Genomic DNA, 16,792 nt, shown 5'->3' on the forward strand with positions numbered 1-16,792 from the left:
ACAAACCTAAAAAAACGGGCGTTATACGCGGCGTTTTTTCGGCGGACGACAACCGTTGTGAGGGATCGGAGTCACATCAGTAATATTAGTGATGCGGAAACCAGCGGCGTTCAGAGCACGAATAGTAGATTCGCGACCTGGACCCGGTCCCTTAACCATAACTTCCAGGTTCTTGATACCGTATTCTTTCACGGCTTCTGCGCAACGCTCTGCTGCAACCTGAGCTGCGAACGGAGTTGATTTGCGAGAACCACGGAAACCGGAACCACCGGCAGTTGCCCAACCCAAAGCGTTACCCTGACGATCAGTAATAGTAACGATTGTGTTGTTGAAAGAAGCATGGACATGAGCCACGCCGTCAGAGACTTGTTTTCTTACACGCTTACGTGCACGAACTGGTGCCTTTGCCATTATTCAATCACCCCGATTATTTCTTGATCGGTTTGCGCGGACCCTTACGGGTACGGGCGTTGGTCTTGGTACGCTGACCGCGTACTGGAAGACCACGACGATGACGCAAACCGCGATAGCAACCAAGGTCCATCAGACGCTTGATGCTCATGCTCACTTCACGGCGCAGATCACCTTCAACGACAAATTTGGCAACTTCGTCACGCAGCGTGTCGATTTGTTCTTCAGACAGCTCACTGATCTTAACATCTTCAGCGATACCCGCAGAGGCACAGATGGCCTTGGAGCGAGTCTTGCCGACACCGTAAATCGAAGTCAATGCGATTACGGCATGTTTCTGATCAGGAATGTTAATGCCTGCTATACGGGCCACTATGCACTCCTACTATTTTGATTATGCGCTCCATACCGAAAAGCCCGTTTTCAGGATACTCAAATGGAAACGCATAGACATACAAAAGATTGGCTGGCTAATCTAGCCAGCTCAACCCAACTTTGCAAGAAAAATATGCGAGATAATCAGCCTTGACGCTGTTTATGCTTCGGCTCGGCGCTGCAAATCACGCGAATAACACCGTCACGCTTAACGATTTTGCAGTTACGACATAATTTCTTGACGGAAGCACGAACTTTCATTTTTACTCTCCGTAACTTCTCAAGCGACGATTAACGGCCGTAGCCTTTCAGGTTCGCTTTCTTCAATGCAGACTCGTACTGACTTGACATCATTAGAGTTTGCACTTGAGCCATAAAGTCCATGATGACAACGACGACAATAAGCAGTGAGGTCCCACCGAAGTAGAACGGCACTTTCATCGCATCACGCATGAACTCCGGGATTAGGCAGATAAAGGTAATGTAAAGCGCACCAACCAAAGTCAGGCGGGTCATTACTTTATCAATATACTTCGCCGTTTGTTCTCCCGGACGAATTCCTGGTACAAATGCACCGGACTTCTTCAGGTTATCTGCTGTTTCACGCGGGTTGAAAACCAACGCCGTATAGAAGAAACAGAAGAAGATGATTGCAGACGCATAGAGTAACACATAAAGCGGTTGCCCAGGCTGCAAATACAGCGAAATTGTTGTCAGCCAGTTCCAACCGGTACCGCCCCCGAACCAAGACGCAATGGTCGCAGGGAACAGAATAATACTGGAAGCAAAGATCGCCGGGATAACCCCTGCCATGTTCACTTTCAGCGGTAAATGCGTGCTCTGCGCAGCATAGACACGACGACCCTGTTGACGTTTTGCGTAGTTAACCACAATGCGGCGCTGGCCACGCTCAACAAAAACAACGAAGAAGGTCACTGCGAATACTAATACTGCAACCAACAGCAACAGGAGGAAGTGCAGGTCGCCTTGCCGCGCTTGCTCGATGGTATGGCCAATGGCCGGCGGTAAACCCGCAACGATACCAGCGAAGATTATGATTGAAATACCGTTGCCGATACCACGTTCAGTAATCTGTTCGCCAAGCCACATCAGGAACATAGTCCCAGTGACTAGACTCACAACAGCGGTGAAATAGAATGCAAAGCTTGGGTTTAACACCAAGCCTTGCATACCAGGCATATTCGGTAAACCGGTAGCAATACCGATTGATTGGAATATTGCCAACACCAGAGTGCCGTAACGAGTGTACTGGCTGATCTTACGACGACCAGACTCCCCTTCTTTCTTCAACTCTGCTAACGCTGGATGAACCACCGTCAGCAGTTGGATAATAATCGATGCCGAAATATACGGCATGATACCCAATGCAAAGATTGAAGCACGGCTGAGGGCACCACCAGAGAACATGTTAAACATTTCAATGATAGTGCCTCGCTGTTGTTCAAGCAGTTTGGCAAGTACAGCGGCATCAATACCAGGGATCGGAATAAAAGAGCCAATGCGGAACACAATCAGCGCACCGATAACAAACATCAGTCTGCGTTTCAGCTCGCCAAGCCCACCTTTAGCACTTTGAAAATCTAATCCCGGTTGCTTTGCCATCTGCTACTTATTCCTCGATTTTACCGCCAGCAGCTTCGATAGCAGCACGAGCGCCTTTGGTGACACGCAGGCCGCTAACAGTTACCGGACGAGAAACCTCGCCAGACAGGATCACTTTCGCGAACTCAATCTGAATACCGATAATGTTTGCTGCTTTCAGCGTGTTCAGGTCAACTACGTCGCCTTCAACTTTCGCCAGATCAGACAGACGAATCTCTGCAGTGATCATTGCTTTGCGAGAGGTGAAACCGAATTTCGGCAGACGACGGTACAACGGCATCTGACCACCTTCGAACCCACGACGTACGCCACCGCCAGAACGAGAGTTCTGACCTTTGTGACCACGACCGCCGGTTTTGCCGAGGCCAGAACCGATACCACGACCCAGACGCTTGGAAGCGTGCTTAGACCCTTCGGCCGGAGACAGAGTATTTAAACGCATCTCTTACTCCTCAACTTTAACCATGTAGGAAACCGCGTTGACCATACCACGTACAGCAGGAGTATCCTCGCGCTCTACGGTGTGGCCAATACGACGCAGACCCAGGCCAAGCAGCGTTGCCTTATGCTTAGGCAGACGGCCGATCGCACTGCGGGTTTGTGTAATTTTAATAGTCTTTGCCATGGTCAATTACCCCAGAATTTCTTCAACGGATTTACCACGCTTGGCAGCGACCATTTCCGGAGATTTCATATTCGCCAGGCCATCAATAGTTGCACGAACCACGTTGATCGGGTTGGTGGAACCATATGCTTTAGCCAGAACGTTATGAACTCCAGCGACTTCCAGAACGGCGCGCATTGCACCACCGGCGATGATACCGGTACCTTCGGAAGCCGGCTGCATGAACACACGAGAACCTGTGTGCACACCTTTAACAGGGTGCTGCAGGGTGCCGTGGTTCAGCGCGACGTTAATCATGTTGCGACGGGCTTTTTCCATCGCTTTCTGGATCGCTGCTGGAACTTCACGCGCTTTACCGTAACCAAAACCAATGCGACCGTTACCATCACCTACCACTGTCAGAGCAGTGAAGGAGAAAATACGACCACCTTTAACGGTTTTAGATACGCGATTTACCGCGATCAGCTTTTCCTGCAGTTCGCCAGCTTGTTTTTCGATGTGAGCCATCTTACACCTCTACCTTAGAACTGAAGGCCAGCATCACGGGCAGCATCTGCCAGTGCCTGGACACGACCATGATATTGGAAACCAGCACGGTCAAAAGCAACTACAGTGATGCCTTTTTCCAGCGCGCGCTCTGCAACAGCTTTACCCACAGCTGCAGCGGCGTCTTTGTTTCCAGTGTACTTCAGTTGCTCAGCGATAGCTTTCTCTACAGTAGATGCAGCTACCAGGACTTCTGAACCGTTCGGTGCGATAACCTGTGCGTAAATGTGACGCGGGGTACGATGTACCACCAGACGAGTCGCACCCAGTTCTTTAAGCTTGTGACGTGCGCGGGTCGCACGACGGATACGAGCAGATTTCTTATCCATAGTGTTACCTTACTTCTTCTTAGCCTCTTTGGTACGCACGACTTCGTCGGCGTAACGAACACCCTTGCCTTTATATGGCTCAGGACGACGGTAGGCACGCAGGTCAGCAGCTACTTGGCCGATCATCTGTTTATCAGCGCCTTTCAGCACGATTTCAGTTTGAGTCGGACATTCAGCAGTGATACCCGCCGGCAGCTGATGCTCAACAGGATGAGAGAAGCCCAGGGCTAAATTCACCACATCGCCTTTAACTGCTGCACGATAACCTACACCAACCAGCTGCAGCTTCTTAGTGAAGCCTTCGGTAACACCGACAACCATTGCATTCAACAACGCACGAGTGGTACCCGCTTGGGCCCACGCGTTTGCAAAGCCTTCGCGTGGAGCGAAAGTCAGAGCATTTTCAGCGTGTTTAACTTCAACAGCATCGTTGATAGTACGAGTCAGCTCGCCGTTCTTACCTTTGATCGAAATAACCTGACCGTTGAGTTTTACCTCTACGCCAGCAGGAATAACGACCGGTGCTTTAGCAACACGAGACATTTTATTCCTCCAATTAGGCTACGTAGCAGATAATTTCGCCACCAAGACCAGCTTGGCGCGCTGCACGATCAGTCATAACACCTTTAGAGGTAGAAACGACAGCAATACCCATACCGGCCATAACTTTAGGCAGCTCATCTTTTTTCTTATAGATGCGCAGACCTGGGCGGCTGACTCGCTGAATGCTCTCTACCACAGCCTTGCCCTGGAAATACTTAAGAGTAAGTTCCAGTTCAGGCTTAGTGTCGCCTTCAATTTTAAAATCTTCGATATAGCCTTCTTCTTTCAGCACGTTGGCAATTGCCAATTTCAGCTTGGAGGAAGGCATGGTGACCGCAACTTTATTCGCGGCTTGACCGTTACGGATACGGGTCAGCATATCCGCGATCGGATCTTGCATGCTCATCTGTCTTTACTCCCGTGATTCAATTGGTGACAATTACCAGCTAGCCTTCTTAAGACCCGGAATTTCACCGCGCATAGCGGCTTCACGGACCTTAATACGGCTCAACCCGAACTTCCGCAGGAAAGCGTGCGGACGACCAGTTTGACGGCAGCGGTTACGCTGACGAGACGGGCTGGAATCACGCGGCAGGGACTGCAGCTTAAGAACTGCATCCCAACGTTCTTCGTCGGATGAGTTCACACCAGAGATAATAGCTTTCAATTCCTCGCGTTTAGCGCGGTACTTGTCAGCCAGTTTTACGCGAACGACTTCGCGTGCTTTCATGGATTGCTTAGCCATTAGTAACCCTACCTTACTTGCGGAATGGGAAGTTAAAGGCAGCCAGCAGAGCACGGCCTTCATCATCAGATTTCGCAGTAGTGGTAATGGTAATATCCAAACCACGAACGCGATCGACTTTGTCATAGTCGATTTCTGGGAAGATGATCTGCTCACGGACACCCATGCTGTAGTTACCACGGCCATCGAATGACTTAGCGGACAAGCCACGGAAGTCACGGATACGCGGTACAGCAATGGAGATCAGGCGCTCAAGAAACTCCCACATGCGTTCGCCACGCAGAGTTACTTTACAGCCGATCGGATAGCCCTGACGGATTTTGAAGCCTGCAACAGATTTGCGTGCTTTGGTGATCAACGGCTTTTGACCGGAGATTGCTGTCAGATCAGCTGCTGCATTATCCAGCAGTTTCTTGTCAGCGATCGCTTCACCAACACCCATATTCAGGGTGATCTTCTCGACCCGAGGGACTTGCATGACAGAATTGTAGCTAAACTCAGTCATGAGTTTTTTAACTACTTCGTCTTTGTAGTAATCATGCAGTTTCGCCATCGTACTACTCCAAATTACTTGATAGTTTCGCTGTTAGACTTGAAGAAACGGACTTTTTTACCGTCTTCGAATCTAAAGCCTACACGGTCAGCCTTGCCGGTTGCCGCATTGAAGAGTGCAACGTTAGAAACTTGAATTGCAGCTTCTTTTTCAACGATGCCACCTGGTTGGTTCAGGGCCGGAACCGGCTTCTGATGTTTCTTAACCAGGTTGATACCTTCAACGACGAGCTTGCCGGAAGACAAGACATTCTTAACTTTACCGCGTTTACCTTTATCTTTACCGGTTAACACGATAACTTCGTCATCACGACGGATTTTCGCTGCCATGATTCGCTCCTTAGAGTACTTCTGGTGCCAGAGAGATAATTTTCATGAACTTCTCATTACGCAGTTCACGAGTTACCGGCCCAAAAATACGCGTGCCGATTGGCTGCTCGCTGTTATTGTTTAAAATAACGCATGCATTACCATCGAAGCGAATGACAGAACCGTCCGGGCGACGAACACCCTTCTTGGTGCGCACCACTACCGCTTTCAGGACATCGCCTTTCTTCACCTTACCGCGAGGAATTGCTTCCTTGATGGTAATTTTGATGATGTCGCCGACGCCTGCGTAGCGACGGTGCGAGCCACCCAGAACCTTGATACACATTACGCGACGCGCGCCGGAGTTGTCGGCCACGGTCAGCATAGTCTGTTCTTGGATCATTTCAGTGCTCCGCTAATGTCAACTACTACTTCGGGACCTGGAATTCAGGTCGTTAAAAAGCCCCATAAACGAGGGCGCGGCATTATAACACCGGTTCCTGAATATGGGTAGAAAAAATAAACGGCCCACTACTGAGCCGTTTATTAGTTTGAGAAGGCTTACTGTATTACAGAACCGCTTTCTCTACAACGCGAACCAGCGTCCAGGACTTAGTCTTGGACAGTGGACGGCATTCGCGGATTTCAACCACGTCACCGATACCACATTCGTTGTTCTCGTCATGTACGTGCAGTTTGGTCGTACGCTTGATGAATTTACCGTAGATTGGGTGTTTCACAAAACGTTCGATGGCAACAACAATGGATTTCTCCATTTTATCGCTGACAACGCGACCTTGCAGAGTACGGATTTTATCGGTCATTACGCACCCGCCTTCTGAGTCAATAAAGTCTTAACACGTGCAACATCACGACGCACTTGCTTAAGCAGGTGAGTCTGTTGCAGCTGGCCACTGGCAGCTTGCATGCGCAGGTTGAACTGCTCGCGCAGCAGGTTCAGCAGCTCGGTGTTCAGCTCTTCAACGCTCTTTTCACGCAGCTCTTTTGCTTTCATTACATCACCGTCTTAGTTACAAAGGTGGTTTTGATCGGCAGTTTCGCTGCTGCCAGCTTGAATGCTTCACGGGCCAGCTCTTCAGGTACACCGTCCATTTCATACAGGACTTTACCTGGCTGAATCAAGGCAACCCAATACTCCACGTTACCTTTACCTTTACCCATACGCACTTCAAGCGGCTTTTCGGTGATCGGTTTGTCCGGGAATACACGGATCCAGATCTTACCCTGACGCTTAACTGCACGGGTCATTGCACGACGTGCTGCTTCGATCTGACGTGCAGTCAGACGACCACGGCCAACAGCTTTCAGACCGAAAGTGCCGAAGCTAACATCCGTACCGGCAGCCAGACCACGGTTGCGGCCTTTGTGCACTTTACGGAATTTTGTACGCTTTGGTTGTAACATCAGCGACTCTCCTTACTTACGGCCTTTACGCTGCTGCTTTTTAGGTTGAGCAGCCGGTTTTTCCGGTTGTTCAACAGCAGCCATCCCACCCAGGATCTCACCTTTGAAGATCCACACTTTAACGCCGATTACACCATAAGTGGTGTGCGCTTCAGAGGTGTTGTAGTCGATGTCAGCACGCAGAGTGTGCAACGGCACGCGACCTTCACGGTACCATTCGGTACGTGCGATCTCGGCGCCGCCCAGACGGCCGCTAACTTCAACTTTGATACCTTTCGCGCCCAGACGCATTGCGTTCTGAACAGCACGCTTCATAGCACGACGGAACATAACACGACGTTCCAGCTGAGAAGTGATGCTGTCAGCAACCAATTTTGCGTCCAGTTCAGGCTTACGTACTTCGGCGATATTGATCTGTGCAGGAACGCCAGCGATATCCGCTACGACCTTGCGCAGTTTTTCTACGTCTTCGCCTTTCTTACCGATCACGATGCCAGGGCGAGCAGTGTGAATAGTCACACGGATGCTCTTAGCTGGACGCTCGATAACGATACGAGATACAGACGCCTTCGCCAGTTCCTTAGTCAGGTACTGACGAACTTTAAAATCGCTGTCCAGGTTGTCAGCGAATTCTTTGGTGTTCGCAAACCAAGTAGAGTTCCATGGTTTTACAATACCTAGGCGAATACCATTAGGATGTACTTTCTGACCCATTGCTAGTCTCCAGAGTCTCAGCGATCGGACACAACCACAGTAATGTGGCTGGTGCGCTTCAGGATGCGATCTGCACGACCTTTTGCACGCGGCATAATGCGCTTCATGCTAGGGCCTTCGTCTACGAAGATTTTCGCGACTTTCAGATCGTCAATGTCAGCGCCATCGTTGTGTTCAGCGTTAGCAATGGCAGATTCCAGAACTTTCTTGACCAATACAGCCGCTTTCTTGTTGGTGTAGGTCAAAATGTCCAGTGCCTGCGACACTTTCTTACCGCGAATAAGGTCAGCAACAAGGCGAACCTTCTGAGCAGAAGAACGAGCGTGGCGATGTTGAGCTAAAGTTTCCATCTCTTCCTCCTACTTATTTCTTCTTGGCTTTTTTATCAGCAGCGTGACCGCGATAAGTACGTGTCGGTGCAAATTCACCCAGTTTGTGACCGACCATTTCGTCGGAAACAAATACCGGAACATGCTGACGACCATTATGGACAGCGATGGTCAAACCGATCATGTTTGGAAAGATCGTTGAACGACGGGACCAAGTGCGCAGGGGCTTCTTGTCACCGCTTTCCACCGCTTTCTCTACCTTCTTCAGCAAGTGCAGGTCAATAAAAGGACCTTTCTTGAGAGAACGTGGCATGGCTTATCCTCTAAAATTATTTGCTACGGCGACGTACGATGAATTTATCAGTACGCTTGTTGCTGCGGGTCTTCTTACCTTTGGTCTGAACGCCCCACGGAGTTACCGGGTGCTTACCAAAGTTACGACCTTCACCACCACCATGTGGGTGATCTACTGGGTTCATCGCAGTACCGCGAACGGTAGGACGAACACCACGCCAGCGAGCAGCACCCGCTTTACCCAGAACGCGCAGCATATGCTCAGCATTGCCAACTTCGCCCAGTGTTGCGCGGCAGTCAGCTTCGACTTTACGCATTTCACCAGAACGCAGACGCAGGGTAACGTAAGCACCATCACGTGCAACGATCTGCACATAGGTACCAGCGGAACGTGCCAGCTGACCGCCTTTACCAGGTTTCATTTCTACGTTATGAACAGTAGAACCAACCGGGATGTTGCGCATCGGCAGGGTGTTACCAGCTTTGATTGCAGCATCAACGCCAGATTGAATCTGGTCGCCAGCTTTCAGGCCTTTAGGGGCCAGGATGTAACGGCGTTCGCCATCTTTGTACAGAACCAGTGCGATGTTCGCAGAACGGTTCGGATCGTACTCAAGACGCTCAACAATTGCCGGGATACCGTCTTTGTTGCGTTTGAAGTCAACAATACGATAAGCCTGCTTGTGACCACCACCAATGTGACGAGTGGTGATACGGCCATTGTTGTTACGGCCACCGGATTTGCTGTTTTTTTCAACCAGCGGAGCAAAAGGTTTGCCCTTATGCAGCTCAGGGTTGACCACTTTAACAACGTGGCGACGACCCGGAGATGTCGGTTTACATTTAACAACTGCCATTGTCTTTCTCCTCCGACTTACTCAGCGCCGCCGACGAAGTCCAGATTCTGGCCTTCCTTCAGGGTGACGTAAGCTTTTTTCCAGTCGCTACGACGACCAATACGCTGTCCGTGACGTTTAGTTTTCCCTTTAACTACCAGGGTGTTAACGTCTTTAACTTCAACTTCGAACAGTTTCTCAACAGCAGCAACGATCTCTGCTTTGGTCGCGTCTTTTGCAACTTTGAGAACGATGGTATTGGTTTTTTCCATCGCCATGGATGCTTTTTCAGATACGTGCGGCGCGCGCAGTACTTTCAGCAGACGTTCTTCACGGATCATGCCAGCATCTCCTCAACTTGCTTAACTGCTTCCGCAGTCATAACGACTTTGTCGAAGGCGATCAGGCTAACCGGGTCGATAGCTGCTACATCGCGCACGTCAACCTTATGCAGGTTACGCGCAGCCAGGAACAGATTCTCATCCAGTTCGCCGGTGATGATCAGCACATCTTCCAGAGCCATGTCTTTCAGTTTCTGAGCCAGCAGCTTAGTTTTAGGCGCTTCAACAGAGAACTGTTCGACAACGATCAGACGGTCTTGACGTACCAGTTCGGACAGGATGCTTTTCAGCGCGCCGCGGTACATCTTTTTGTTTACTTTTTGACTGTGGTCCTGCGGACGAGCAGCGAAGGTCACGCCACCGGAACGCCAGATCGGGCTCTTGATAGAACCTGAACGCGCACGGCCGGTACCTTTCTGGCGCCACGGTTTTTTACCGGAACCAGTTACTTCAGCACGGGTCTTCTGAGCACGAGTACCTTGACGGGCACCAGCTGCATAAGCAACTACAACCTGATGTACCAGCGCTTCGTTGAAATCACGACCGAAGGTAGTTTCGGAAACAGTCAGCGCGCTTTGCGCGTCTTTCAATACTAATTCCATTGCTATCCCCTTACGCCTTCACAGCTGGTTTAACGATCAGGTCGCTACCGGTTGCACCCGGAACAGCACCTTTCACCAGCAGCAGGTTGCGCTCAGCGTCAACGCGTACTACGTCCAGGCTCTGAACGGTTACACGTTCGTTACCCAGTTGGCCTGCCATTTTCTTGCCTTTGAACACTTTGCCCGGAGTCTGGTTCTGACCGATAGAACCCGGTACGCGGTGAGACAAGGAGTTACCGTGAGTTGCGTCCTGGGTACGGAAGTTCCAGCGCTTAACGGTACCTGCGAAACCTTTACCTTTAGAGGTGCCAGTTACGTCAACTTTTTTAACTTCAGCAAACAGCTCAACGCTAATGTCCTGACCTACGGTGAACTCTTCGCCTTCAGCAAGACGGAATTCCCACAGACCACGGCCAGCTTCAACGCCAGCTTTAGCAAAGTGACCAGCTTCCGGCTTGGTTACACGGTTTGCTTTTTTAGCACCAGTGGTCACCTGAACAGCACGGTAGCCGTCGTTAGCCAAGTCTTTAACCTGAGTAACACGGTTTGCTTCTACTTCGATAACGGTTACTGGGATAGAGACACCATCTTCAGTGAAGATACGGGTCATACCCACTTTTTTACCGACTAAACCAATCATTGTTTCAACCTCTCAATCGTCAATGACCTGATTAACCCAGGCTGATCTGCACGTCTACACCGGCAGCCAGATCCAGACGCATCAGAGCATCAACGGTTTTCTCAGTTGGCTCAACGATGTCAACCAGACGCTTGTGAGTGCGGATTTCGTACTGATCACGCGCGTCTTTGTTGACGTGCGGGGAGATCAGAACAGTAAAGCGCTCTTTGCGGGTCGGCAGCGGGATCGGACCACGGACTTGCGCACCAGTGCGCTTAGCAGTCTCGACGATTTCCGCAGTTGATTGATCGATCAGACGATGATCAAACGCTTTAAGGCGGATACGGATTCTTTGGCTCTGCATGAGACCATAGCTCCAATTATTTTATAGACGAAAAAAATTACTACTCGCACCCATTACGATTGATGGGAGAGTGTAATCGTTCATACATAGCCCCCCTGTTGGGGACATTGTTGGCAGCAACTTCGCTACCGGTTCATATCGAACCAGCCATCGATTAAGACAGGCCCGCGCATTATACGCACTGGGCGTAACTATGCAAGCTGGTCGGACTAAAAATTAGCCTGCTATACCACAATAAAAACTAAGGCTCTTTCGACGCCGCCTCTTTTTGCATTTCTTCCAACGCTTGCGACACTCGTAATTTGAGGGAATCGTAGTCCTGAGAGTCACTAACTGACTGATTATTCGAGATAGGCTCCAATTTCGGCGCATTTTCAATGTCAAATTGAGGGTCGACCGGTAAAACAGGGACTTCGTTAGCTGGCAGTGGCCTTTTTTTAAAAATATAGTGGATATCGGAAACAACATAGTCAGGAGCCGGGACTGCGGTCACTGTAGAAGGCTCTTCCTTTACGAAATGGATGTTCCAGCCTGTATGCCCATAATAGCCCAGCAAGAGTGCCAGTCCCCCCCAAGCGCCCCAACATAGGAGGTTGGAGCAGCGATACAAATATTCCCACCCTGTCGTTTTGATTCGCCGTGGCTGCCCATCGCTAAGACTTGCTGTATATGCCGCAAAAATTCTCAACATCTCATTTGTCTCCTTTGACTGAAGGCTGCTCGACTAACAATCGCGGAGCTTCACCGCTGCCTTGCCAAAGACGCGTTAATGTTGTTTTGCCTACCTTGCCATCTGCGTTAAGGCCATTTTTATTCTGAAACATCGTGATCTTTTCTTTAAGGAGAGGAGTCCACTGGCCTGAAGGCGTTCCAGTCAGCATCAAGCTTTTATTAAGCATCGCCTCGAGCCAGGTTATCGACTCAGGGGAGCTTTTACTGCTTAAGCCCGTACTGCCATCCGGAGCAGGTTTCCAGAAGGCGGTGAACTCACCTTTCCAATATTTCTCGAACCAGGCTTTGTTAACTGTCCAGGTTGTATCATTGATCAGGAGGTCTACGTCTTGCTCCCCTACTCTAATTACAACCGCGAACAGGATATTATTTTCGAAATGGAGCTCTGCAAGCCAGGGAAGCTGCTGTTCAACCAATGCGGATAATGATGCCGTGCCCTTGGTACAGCTAAGCCATGTTTTGAATCCTTCAGCGCAACCCACAGCCTCCTGCGTTGAGACTTCGTAGCCCCAGACATTAAATAATCTTGCCAGCCCCTCCCTCTCAGTCATCCTCTGCTCTTCTAATACGGGAGGAGTATCCGCTTGTGCAGTGACAACAACCTTTTTCTCCATCCAGGCCGGAACGGGTAATTGCCATGGCACCTTGTTTTGTAGAAGCCAGCCCAAAGCGCAGCCTATGAGCAGATAGAGACATAAGAACATTATCGATAGGCGGTTAATGCTTCTGCGTCCAACCACGGATTGCACGGCCATTTTTTGCTGCCGACCGTTAAGCGAAGTACTCTGCTCTGCTAGGCGAATTTGATTTGCCTGTTCAAGAATACGTTTTGCAAAACGCAGATTGCCCTTCGAGGCGAGTTGAAGTCTATAAAGGAAAGAAGTATCCAATTGCGGCCCTTCGGCGCCTTCAGATATTTGTAACTTTGAAGCAAATTCGCGGTAGTCACATTTTTTTAGTTTGGGCATCTCAACACTGGTAACGCTGGACTTTCTTATCACATAGTTTTTTTGCAAAAAATCCTTGCCTACCAGCAGCAATGCATGGCCTCGACGATGAGCACTGAATTGATTCCACGTAGCGAACAGATCGCCCAATCGGTGAGAAATTAGCTGCGCATCGTCAATAACGATAAGCGTAGGCTGATTCATGCTCATGGCTTCTGGCAGTTGATCGCTTATAAATGTATTGAGAGTGAGAGGCTGCTGACTCTGTGAAGGGTGAACATTGATCAGCAAGGGTTCATCGTTGGGCCTACGTATTGCGGTGTACAGCTGTGCTTCCCCCCCACATAACTGGCTTAACGCATTAACGATAGTTGACTTACCCGAACCTTCTATTCCAGTAAGAACGCAAGTTTGGCCTTTTCCTAATTCATATTGTAGGAACTCCAATATCAAGGCATTACAAGACAACATCTCTTCTGAGATATCTATTGATTTACTGAATATTAAATTCATTTAATTACACCATAAATATCATGCAATTCATTCACAACATGAATATATAAGAGCCATTTGCTGAATGCTATTAAGGTTATTTCCCGCCGTTAAAATTCAACTTGCTGGGCGTTCGGATTAGTCATACTATGCAATTAATTCCGCCAGGACAATCTTTCACTGTTTCATTCCAGAGCATTAAGCATCGTGTCTAATCTAATAATGTTAGCCAATGGCATTACAAAAAAACTCGTTTCCTACCAGAGTTTACTGATAATTTCACTGGTGACATTTGGTTTATCCATTAATGAATTTGCGATCTTCGAGCTGCAAAATACGCATCCCTTTGGCAGGGAACAGCTTAATGAGCCCGCGAAAGATAAACCAGCCTCGGGAACAAAAGAGGCTTTCCACTTTGCTCTGCCGCACACGAATTCTGCGGTTACAGCCTCTGCCTCGCCACGGCCCGCATCATTGCCATCGCTTACCATCAATGGGATTCTCGCCAGTTCTCATCCCAGCCAGTCTATTGTCATTATTTCCTCGCCGGATGGCCAGCGTACTTACAAAGAGGGTGAGCTGTTGTCTGGATCATCTCAATATAGAATAAAGACAATTAATCCCAATTCTATTGTGGTTATTGACAGTGCATCACAGACTCAAGAAATTGAATTCTTAAAGGATCACGTTGTCCGCCAACCTGGCACGCATGAATCGGCTACACAGCATGACAACAGCATTGCGAAAACAGCCTCGCTTGCAGACTACATAACAGCAAACCCTATTTATAAAAAAGGCACCCTCAAAGGGTTACGCCTCAACCCCGGGAAAGATGAAAAGCTCTTTTCTGCATGGGGACTTGCACGTGGTGATGTGGCAGTAAAAATAAACAACTTCATTTTATCTAATGACACGCAACTTCAGAATGCATTAGCAGACTTATCTTTCTTAAGAAGTGCACAATTGACCATTATTAGAAATGAACAATCACATTTAATTAATATCAACCTGGACACTTCCGCTAATCACACGGATGAAAGCAAGTGAAACATAAATTCAAATTATTAGCATTCACACTTATCCCTTCCCTCTTTATTACCACAGGGAATGTGCATGCTGCAGATTACAGCGCTAACTTTAAAGATGCTGATATTAAAGAATTTGTTGATACCGTTAGCAAAAACTTGGGTAAAACTATCCTTATCGATCCGTCAGTACAGGGAACGATTTCGGTTCGCAGCTACGATATTTTCAGCGATGCGGAATATTACCAATTCTTCCTCAGCGTGCTTGATATTTACGGCTACTCCATCGTCACGCTGGATAATGGCTTGCTGAAGGTTGTCCGTTCAGCCGCTTTGAAAACGGCACCCGGCGCCCTGGCCGATGCGGCACGTCCCGGTATCGGTGATGAAATCGTCACACGCGTGATATCGCTAAAACACGTCCCCGTGCGTGAATTAGCGCCCTTACTACGCCAAATGATCGATGGTGGTAGCGTAGGCAACGTTGTGCATTATGACCCGTCCAACGTACTGTTGCTCACCGGCAAAGCCTCAACGGTTAGTCGCCTGATAGAAGTCGTTAAACGCGTTGATGTTATGGGTACGCAGGACAGACAAATCATTCCGTTGAAATTCGCCTCGGCCGTCGACCTTGCCGAAGTGCTCAACAATATGGTGCGTGAAGAATCAAAGGAGCAACCGTCACAATTATTGCTACCGAAGATTGTCGCCGATAAACGCACCAATGCGCTCATCGTCAGCGGCCCTGAGAATGTTCGGGCGCGTATTGTCGCGCTGGTTCAAAAGCTAGATAACGATCGCATCAATCAAGGCAATACGCGCGTGTTTTACCTCAAATATGCAAAGGCAAACAAGCTTGCGGAAGTATTAACCGGCGTATCCGCGAAGCTGACCGAGGGAAAAGAGAGCGCTCCGCAGGCAGCGACCACCGGCAGCAACGACAAGCTATCCATTACCGCGGATGAGCAAACCAACTCTCTGGTGATTACCGCCGACCAGGACATCATGCAGCAGTTGGAAAATGTAATCGCTAAGCTTGATATTCGTCGCGCTCAGGTGCTGGTCGAAGCGATTATTGTTGAAGTGCAGGATGGTAATGGTCTCAATCTTGGCGTGCAGTGGGCAAACAACAATGTTGGCGGAACACAGTTCACCAGCACGGGTTTACCGATATTCAATGCCGCGCAGGGCGTTCAGCAGTATAAAAAAGACGGCGGCATGACCAGCGACAACCCAATATATAAAACCTTGGGTTCTTTCAACGGGCTCGCTGCCGGGTTCTTTGAAGGGGACTGGAGCGTATTGCTCACCGCTCTGGCAACTAACAGCAAAAACGATATTCTTGCCACACCGAGCATCGTGACGCTGGATAATAAAGAAGCCGCGTTCAACGTCGGTCAGGATGTCCCTGTCCTGTCAGGCTCGCAAACAACGTCTGGCGACAACGTCTTCAACACCGTTGAGCGCAAAACCATCGGTACCAAGCTGAAAGTCACCCCACAGATAAACGAGGGGGATTCCGTGCTGATGGAAATCGAGCAGGAAGTTTCCAGCGTCGACAGCTCAAGCGCTTCGTCAAGCCTTGGCCCGACCTTCAATACTCGTACTATCCAAAATGCCGTGTTGGTTAAAAGCGGTGAAACGGTCGTTCTGGGCGGCCTTATTGACGACACGACCAAAGAGCAGGTTTCCAAAGTCCCTTTGCTGGGCGATATCCCGCTTCTTGGGCAGCTATTCCGTTACACCTCAACGGACAGCGCCAAACGTAACCTGATGGTCTTTATCCGTCCTACCATCATTCGGGATGACGACCTCTATCGCTCAATTTCTAAAGAGAAATATACGCACTTCAAAGCGCTGCAACAGCAGCGTGTAGACGGCGCAACTAAAGGGCTTATCAAAGCGGATACCCACCAACTTCTTGAAGAGGACACCTTCGACAAGTCCTCCAGTTCGCTCCCCGCAGCTAACGAACCCGTTAGCAGCAAACCGCGTAATCCGTTTCGTGGGTAAT

General features: G+C 49.3%; 29 protein-coding genes. 2 read left to right on the forward strand and 27 right to left on the reverse strand.

Features of this window, described 5'->3' with window-relative positions; genetic code table 11:
* Positions 1 to 21 precede the first annotated feature (21 nt).
* The 27 genes from rpsK to ACSPHG_RS21825 form a co-directional block, all read right to left on the reverse strand.
* Positions 22 to 411, reverse strand: coding sequence for a 30S ribosomal protein S11 (rpsK, locus tag ACSPHG_RS21695; protein WP_004138423.1), 390 nt, complete (start codon positions 409 to 411; stop codon positions 22 to 24).
* A 16-nt stretch (positions 412 to 427) separates the two neighbouring features.
* Positions 428 to 784 (reverse strand): 30S ribosomal protein S13, encoded by a 357-nt coding sequence (gene rpsM / locus ACSPHG_RS21700; RefSeq protein ID WP_121264456.1) that lies wholly within the window; start codon positions 782 to 784, stop codon positions 428 to 430.
* A gap of 146 nt (positions 785 to 930) precedes the next feature.
* Complete coding sequence (gene rpmJ / locus ACSPHG_RS21705) at positions 931 to 1,047, reverse strand: 50S ribosomal protein L36 (protein WP_000868187.1); 117 nt, start codon at positions 1,045 to 1,047, stop codon at positions 931 to 933.
* A 30-nt stretch (positions 1,048 to 1,077) separates the two neighbouring features.
* Positions 1,078 to 2,409: a preprotein translocase subunit SecY gene (secY, locus tag ACSPHG_RS21710; RefSeq protein ID WP_121264453.1), complete on the reverse strand. Its 1,332-nt coding sequence runs from the start codon at positions 2,407 to 2,409 to the stop codon at positions 1,078 to 1,080.
* Positions 2,410 to 2,416: 7 nt separating this feature from the next.
* Positions 2,417 to 2,851 carry a 50S ribosomal protein L15 gene (gene rplO, locus ACSPHG_RS21715; protein WP_167614996.1) on the reverse strand — a complete coding sequence of 145 codons (435 nt, stop codon included), beginning with the start codon at positions 2,849 to 2,851 and terminating at the stop codon, positions 2,417 to 2,419.
* 3 nt (positions 2,852 to 2,854) lie between these two features.
* Positions 2,855 to 3,034, reverse strand: coding sequence for a 50S ribosomal protein L30 (gene rpmD, locus ACSPHG_RS21720; RefSeq protein ID WP_004846568.1), 180 nt, complete (start codon positions 3,032 to 3,034; stop codon positions 2,855 to 2,857).
* 6 nt (positions 3,035 to 3,040) lie between these two features.
* Positions 3,041 to 3,541 (reverse strand): 30S ribosomal protein S5, encoded by a 501-nt coding sequence (rpsE, locus tag ACSPHG_RS21725; protein WP_121264447.1) that lies wholly within the window; start codon positions 3,539 to 3,541, stop codon positions 3,041 to 3,043.
* A 14-nt stretch (positions 3,542 to 3,555) separates the two neighbouring features.
* Positions 3,556 to 3,909 carry a 50S ribosomal protein L18 gene (gene rplR, locus ACSPHG_RS21730; RefSeq protein ID WP_435955563.1) on the reverse strand — a complete coding sequence of 118 codons (354 nt, stop codon included), beginning with the start codon at positions 3,907 to 3,909 and terminating at the stop codon, positions 3,556 to 3,558.
* Positions 3,910 to 3,918: 9 nt separating this feature from the next.
* The gene (gene rplF, locus ACSPHG_RS21735; RefSeq protein ID WP_435955564.1) at positions 3,919 to 4,452 is read right to left on the reverse strand and encodes a 50S ribosomal protein L6; all 534 of its coding nucleotides are present in this window, start codon (positions 4,450 to 4,452) and stop codon (positions 3,919 to 3,921) included.
* 13 nt (positions 4,453 to 4,465) lie between these two features.
* Positions 4,466 to 4,858: a 30S ribosomal protein S8 gene (gene rpsH, locus ACSPHG_RS21740; protein ID WP_121264439.1), complete on the reverse strand. Its 393-nt coding sequence runs from the start codon at positions 4,856 to 4,858 to the stop codon at positions 4,466 to 4,468.
* A gap of 33 nt (positions 4,859 to 4,891) precedes the next feature.
* Entirely contained in the window at positions 4,892 to 5,197 is a 306-nt protein-coding gene (gene rpsN / locus ACSPHG_RS21745; RefSeq protein WP_121264437.1) for a 30S ribosomal protein S14, read from the reverse strand.
* A gap of 13 nt (positions 5,198 to 5,210) precedes the next feature.
* On the reverse strand, positions 5,211 to 5,750 hold the full coding sequence (rplE, locus tag ACSPHG_RS21750) for a 50S ribosomal protein L5 (protein ID WP_435955565.1): 540 nt from the start codon (positions 5,748 to 5,750) through the stop codon (positions 5,211 to 5,213).
* A 14-nt stretch (positions 5,751 to 5,764) separates the two neighbouring features.
* Positions 5,765 to 6,079: a 50S ribosomal protein L24 gene (gene rplX, locus ACSPHG_RS21755; RefSeq protein ID WP_435955566.1), complete on the reverse strand. Its 315-nt coding sequence runs from the start codon at positions 6,077 to 6,079 to the stop codon at positions 5,765 to 5,767.
* 10 nt (positions 6,080 to 6,089) lie between these two features.
* Positions 6,090 to 6,461, reverse strand: coding sequence for a 50S ribosomal protein L14 (gene rplN / locus ACSPHG_RS21760; RefSeq protein WP_008457164.1), 372 nt, complete (start codon positions 6,459 to 6,461; stop codon positions 6,090 to 6,092).
* A gap of 166 nt (positions 6,462 to 6,627) precedes the next feature.
* Positions 6,628 to 6,882: a 30S ribosomal protein S17 gene (gene rpsQ / locus ACSPHG_RS21765; RefSeq protein ID WP_000130100.1), complete on the reverse strand. Its 255-nt coding sequence runs from the start codon at positions 6,880 to 6,882 to the stop codon at positions 6,628 to 6,630.
* Positions 6,882 to 7,073 (reverse strand): 50S ribosomal protein L29, encoded by a 192-nt coding sequence (rpmC, locus tag ACSPHG_RS21770; protein WP_008457158.1) that lies wholly within the window; start codon positions 7,071 to 7,073, stop codon positions 6,882 to 6,884. Before rpmC ends, rpsQ begins: the two co-directional genes overlap by 1 nt.
* The gene (gene rplP, locus ACSPHG_RS21775; protein ID WP_008927134.1) at positions 7,073 to 7,483 is read right to left on the reverse strand and encodes a 50S ribosomal protein L16; all 411 of its coding nucleotides are present in this window, start codon (positions 7,481 to 7,483) and stop codon (positions 7,073 to 7,075) included. Before rplP ends, rpmC begins: the two co-directional genes overlap by 1 nt.
* 12 nt (positions 7,484 to 7,495) lie before the next feature.
* Positions 7,496 to 8,197: a 30S ribosomal protein S3 gene (gene rpsC, locus ACSPHG_RS21780; protein ID WP_000529945.1), complete on the reverse strand. Its 702-nt coding sequence runs from the start codon at positions 8,195 to 8,197 to the stop codon at positions 7,496 to 7,498.
* Between the two features lie 17 nt (positions 8,198 to 8,214).
* Positions 8,215 to 8,547, reverse strand: coding sequence for a 50S ribosomal protein L22 (rplV, locus tag ACSPHG_RS21785; RefSeq protein WP_002919773.1), 333 nt, complete (start codon positions 8,545 to 8,547; stop codon positions 8,215 to 8,217).
* 13 nt (positions 8,548 to 8,560) lie between these two features.
* The gene (rpsS, locus tag ACSPHG_RS21790) at positions 8,561 to 8,839 is read right to left on the reverse strand and encodes a 30S ribosomal protein S19 (protein WP_001138115.1); all 279 of its coding nucleotides are present in this window, start codon (positions 8,837 to 8,839) and stop codon (positions 8,561 to 8,563) included.
* 16 nt (positions 8,840 to 8,855) lie between these two features.
* Positions 8,856 to 9,677 (reverse strand): 50S ribosomal protein L2, encoded by an 822-nt coding sequence (gene rplB / locus ACSPHG_RS21795; protein ID WP_042312092.1) that lies wholly within the window; start codon positions 9,675 to 9,677, stop codon positions 8,856 to 8,858.
* A 17-nt stretch (positions 9,678 to 9,694) separates the two neighbouring features.
* Positions 9,695 to 9,997 carry a 50S ribosomal protein L23 gene (gene rplW / locus ACSPHG_RS21800; RefSeq protein WP_367594784.1) on the reverse strand — a complete coding sequence of 101 codons (303 nt, stop codon included), beginning with the start codon at positions 9,995 to 9,997 and terminating at the stop codon, positions 9,695 to 9,697.
* The gene (gene rplD, locus ACSPHG_RS21805) at positions 9,994 to 10,599 is read right to left on the reverse strand and encodes a 50S ribosomal protein L4 (protein WP_271124232.1); all 606 of its coding nucleotides are present in this window, start codon (positions 10,597 to 10,599) and stop codon (positions 9,994 to 9,996) included. The genes rplW and rplD overlap by 4 nt, the downstream gene beginning before the upstream one ends.
* Before the next feature lie 10 nt (positions 10,600 to 10,609).
* Positions 10,610 to 11,239, reverse strand: coding sequence for a 50S ribosomal protein L3 (rplC, locus tag ACSPHG_RS21810; protein ID WP_016538466.1), 630 nt, complete (start codon positions 11,237 to 11,239; stop codon positions 10,610 to 10,612).
* Between the two features lie 31 nt (positions 11,240 to 11,270).
* Positions 11,271 to 11,582: a 30S ribosomal protein S10 gene (gene rpsJ, locus ACSPHG_RS21815; protein WP_034461784.1), complete on the reverse strand. Its 312-nt coding sequence runs from the start codon at positions 11,580 to 11,582 to the stop codon at positions 11,271 to 11,273.
* 241 nt (positions 11,583 to 11,823) lie between these two features.
* Complete coding sequence (locus ACSPHG_RS21820; protein WP_435955567.1) at positions 11,824 to 12,273, reverse strand: type II secretion system protein GspB, cryptic system variant; 450 nt, start codon at positions 12,271 to 12,273, stop codon at positions 11,824 to 11,826.
* Position 12,274: 1 nt separating this feature from the next.
* Positions 12,275 to 13,774: a peptidoglycan-binding domain-containing protein gene (locus ACSPHG_RS21825; protein ID WP_435955568.1), complete on the reverse strand. Its 1,500-nt coding sequence runs from the start codon at positions 13,772 to 13,774 to the stop codon at positions 12,275 to 12,277.
* Positions 13,775 to 13,960: 186 nt separating this feature from the next.
* Here ACSPHG_RS21825 and gspC point away from each other — a divergent pair, with 186 nt between their 5' ends.
* Together gspC and gspD are read left to right on the forward strand one after the other, a co-directional pair.
* Positions 13,961 to 14,800 (forward strand): type II secretion system protein GspC, encoded by an 840-nt coding sequence (gspC, locus tag ACSPHG_RS21830; protein WP_435955569.1) that lies wholly within the window; start codon positions 13,961 to 13,963, stop codon positions 14,798 to 14,800.
* Positions 14,797 to 16,791 carry a type II secretion system secretin GspD gene (gspD, locus tag ACSPHG_RS21835; RefSeq protein ID WP_435955570.1) on the forward strand — a complete coding sequence of 665 codons (1,995 nt, stop codon included), beginning with the start codon at positions 14,797 to 14,799 and terminating at the stop codon, positions 16,789 to 16,791. The genes gspC and gspD overlap by 4 nt, the downstream gene beginning before the upstream one ends.
* The last annotated feature ends 1 nt before the right edge of the window (position 16,792 follow it).

The organism is Dryocola baronae, assembly GCF_051297175.1.
In the GTDB taxonomy this organism is placed as follows: Bacteria; Pseudomonadota; Gammaproteobacteria; order Enterobacterales; family Enterobacteriaceae; genus Dryocola.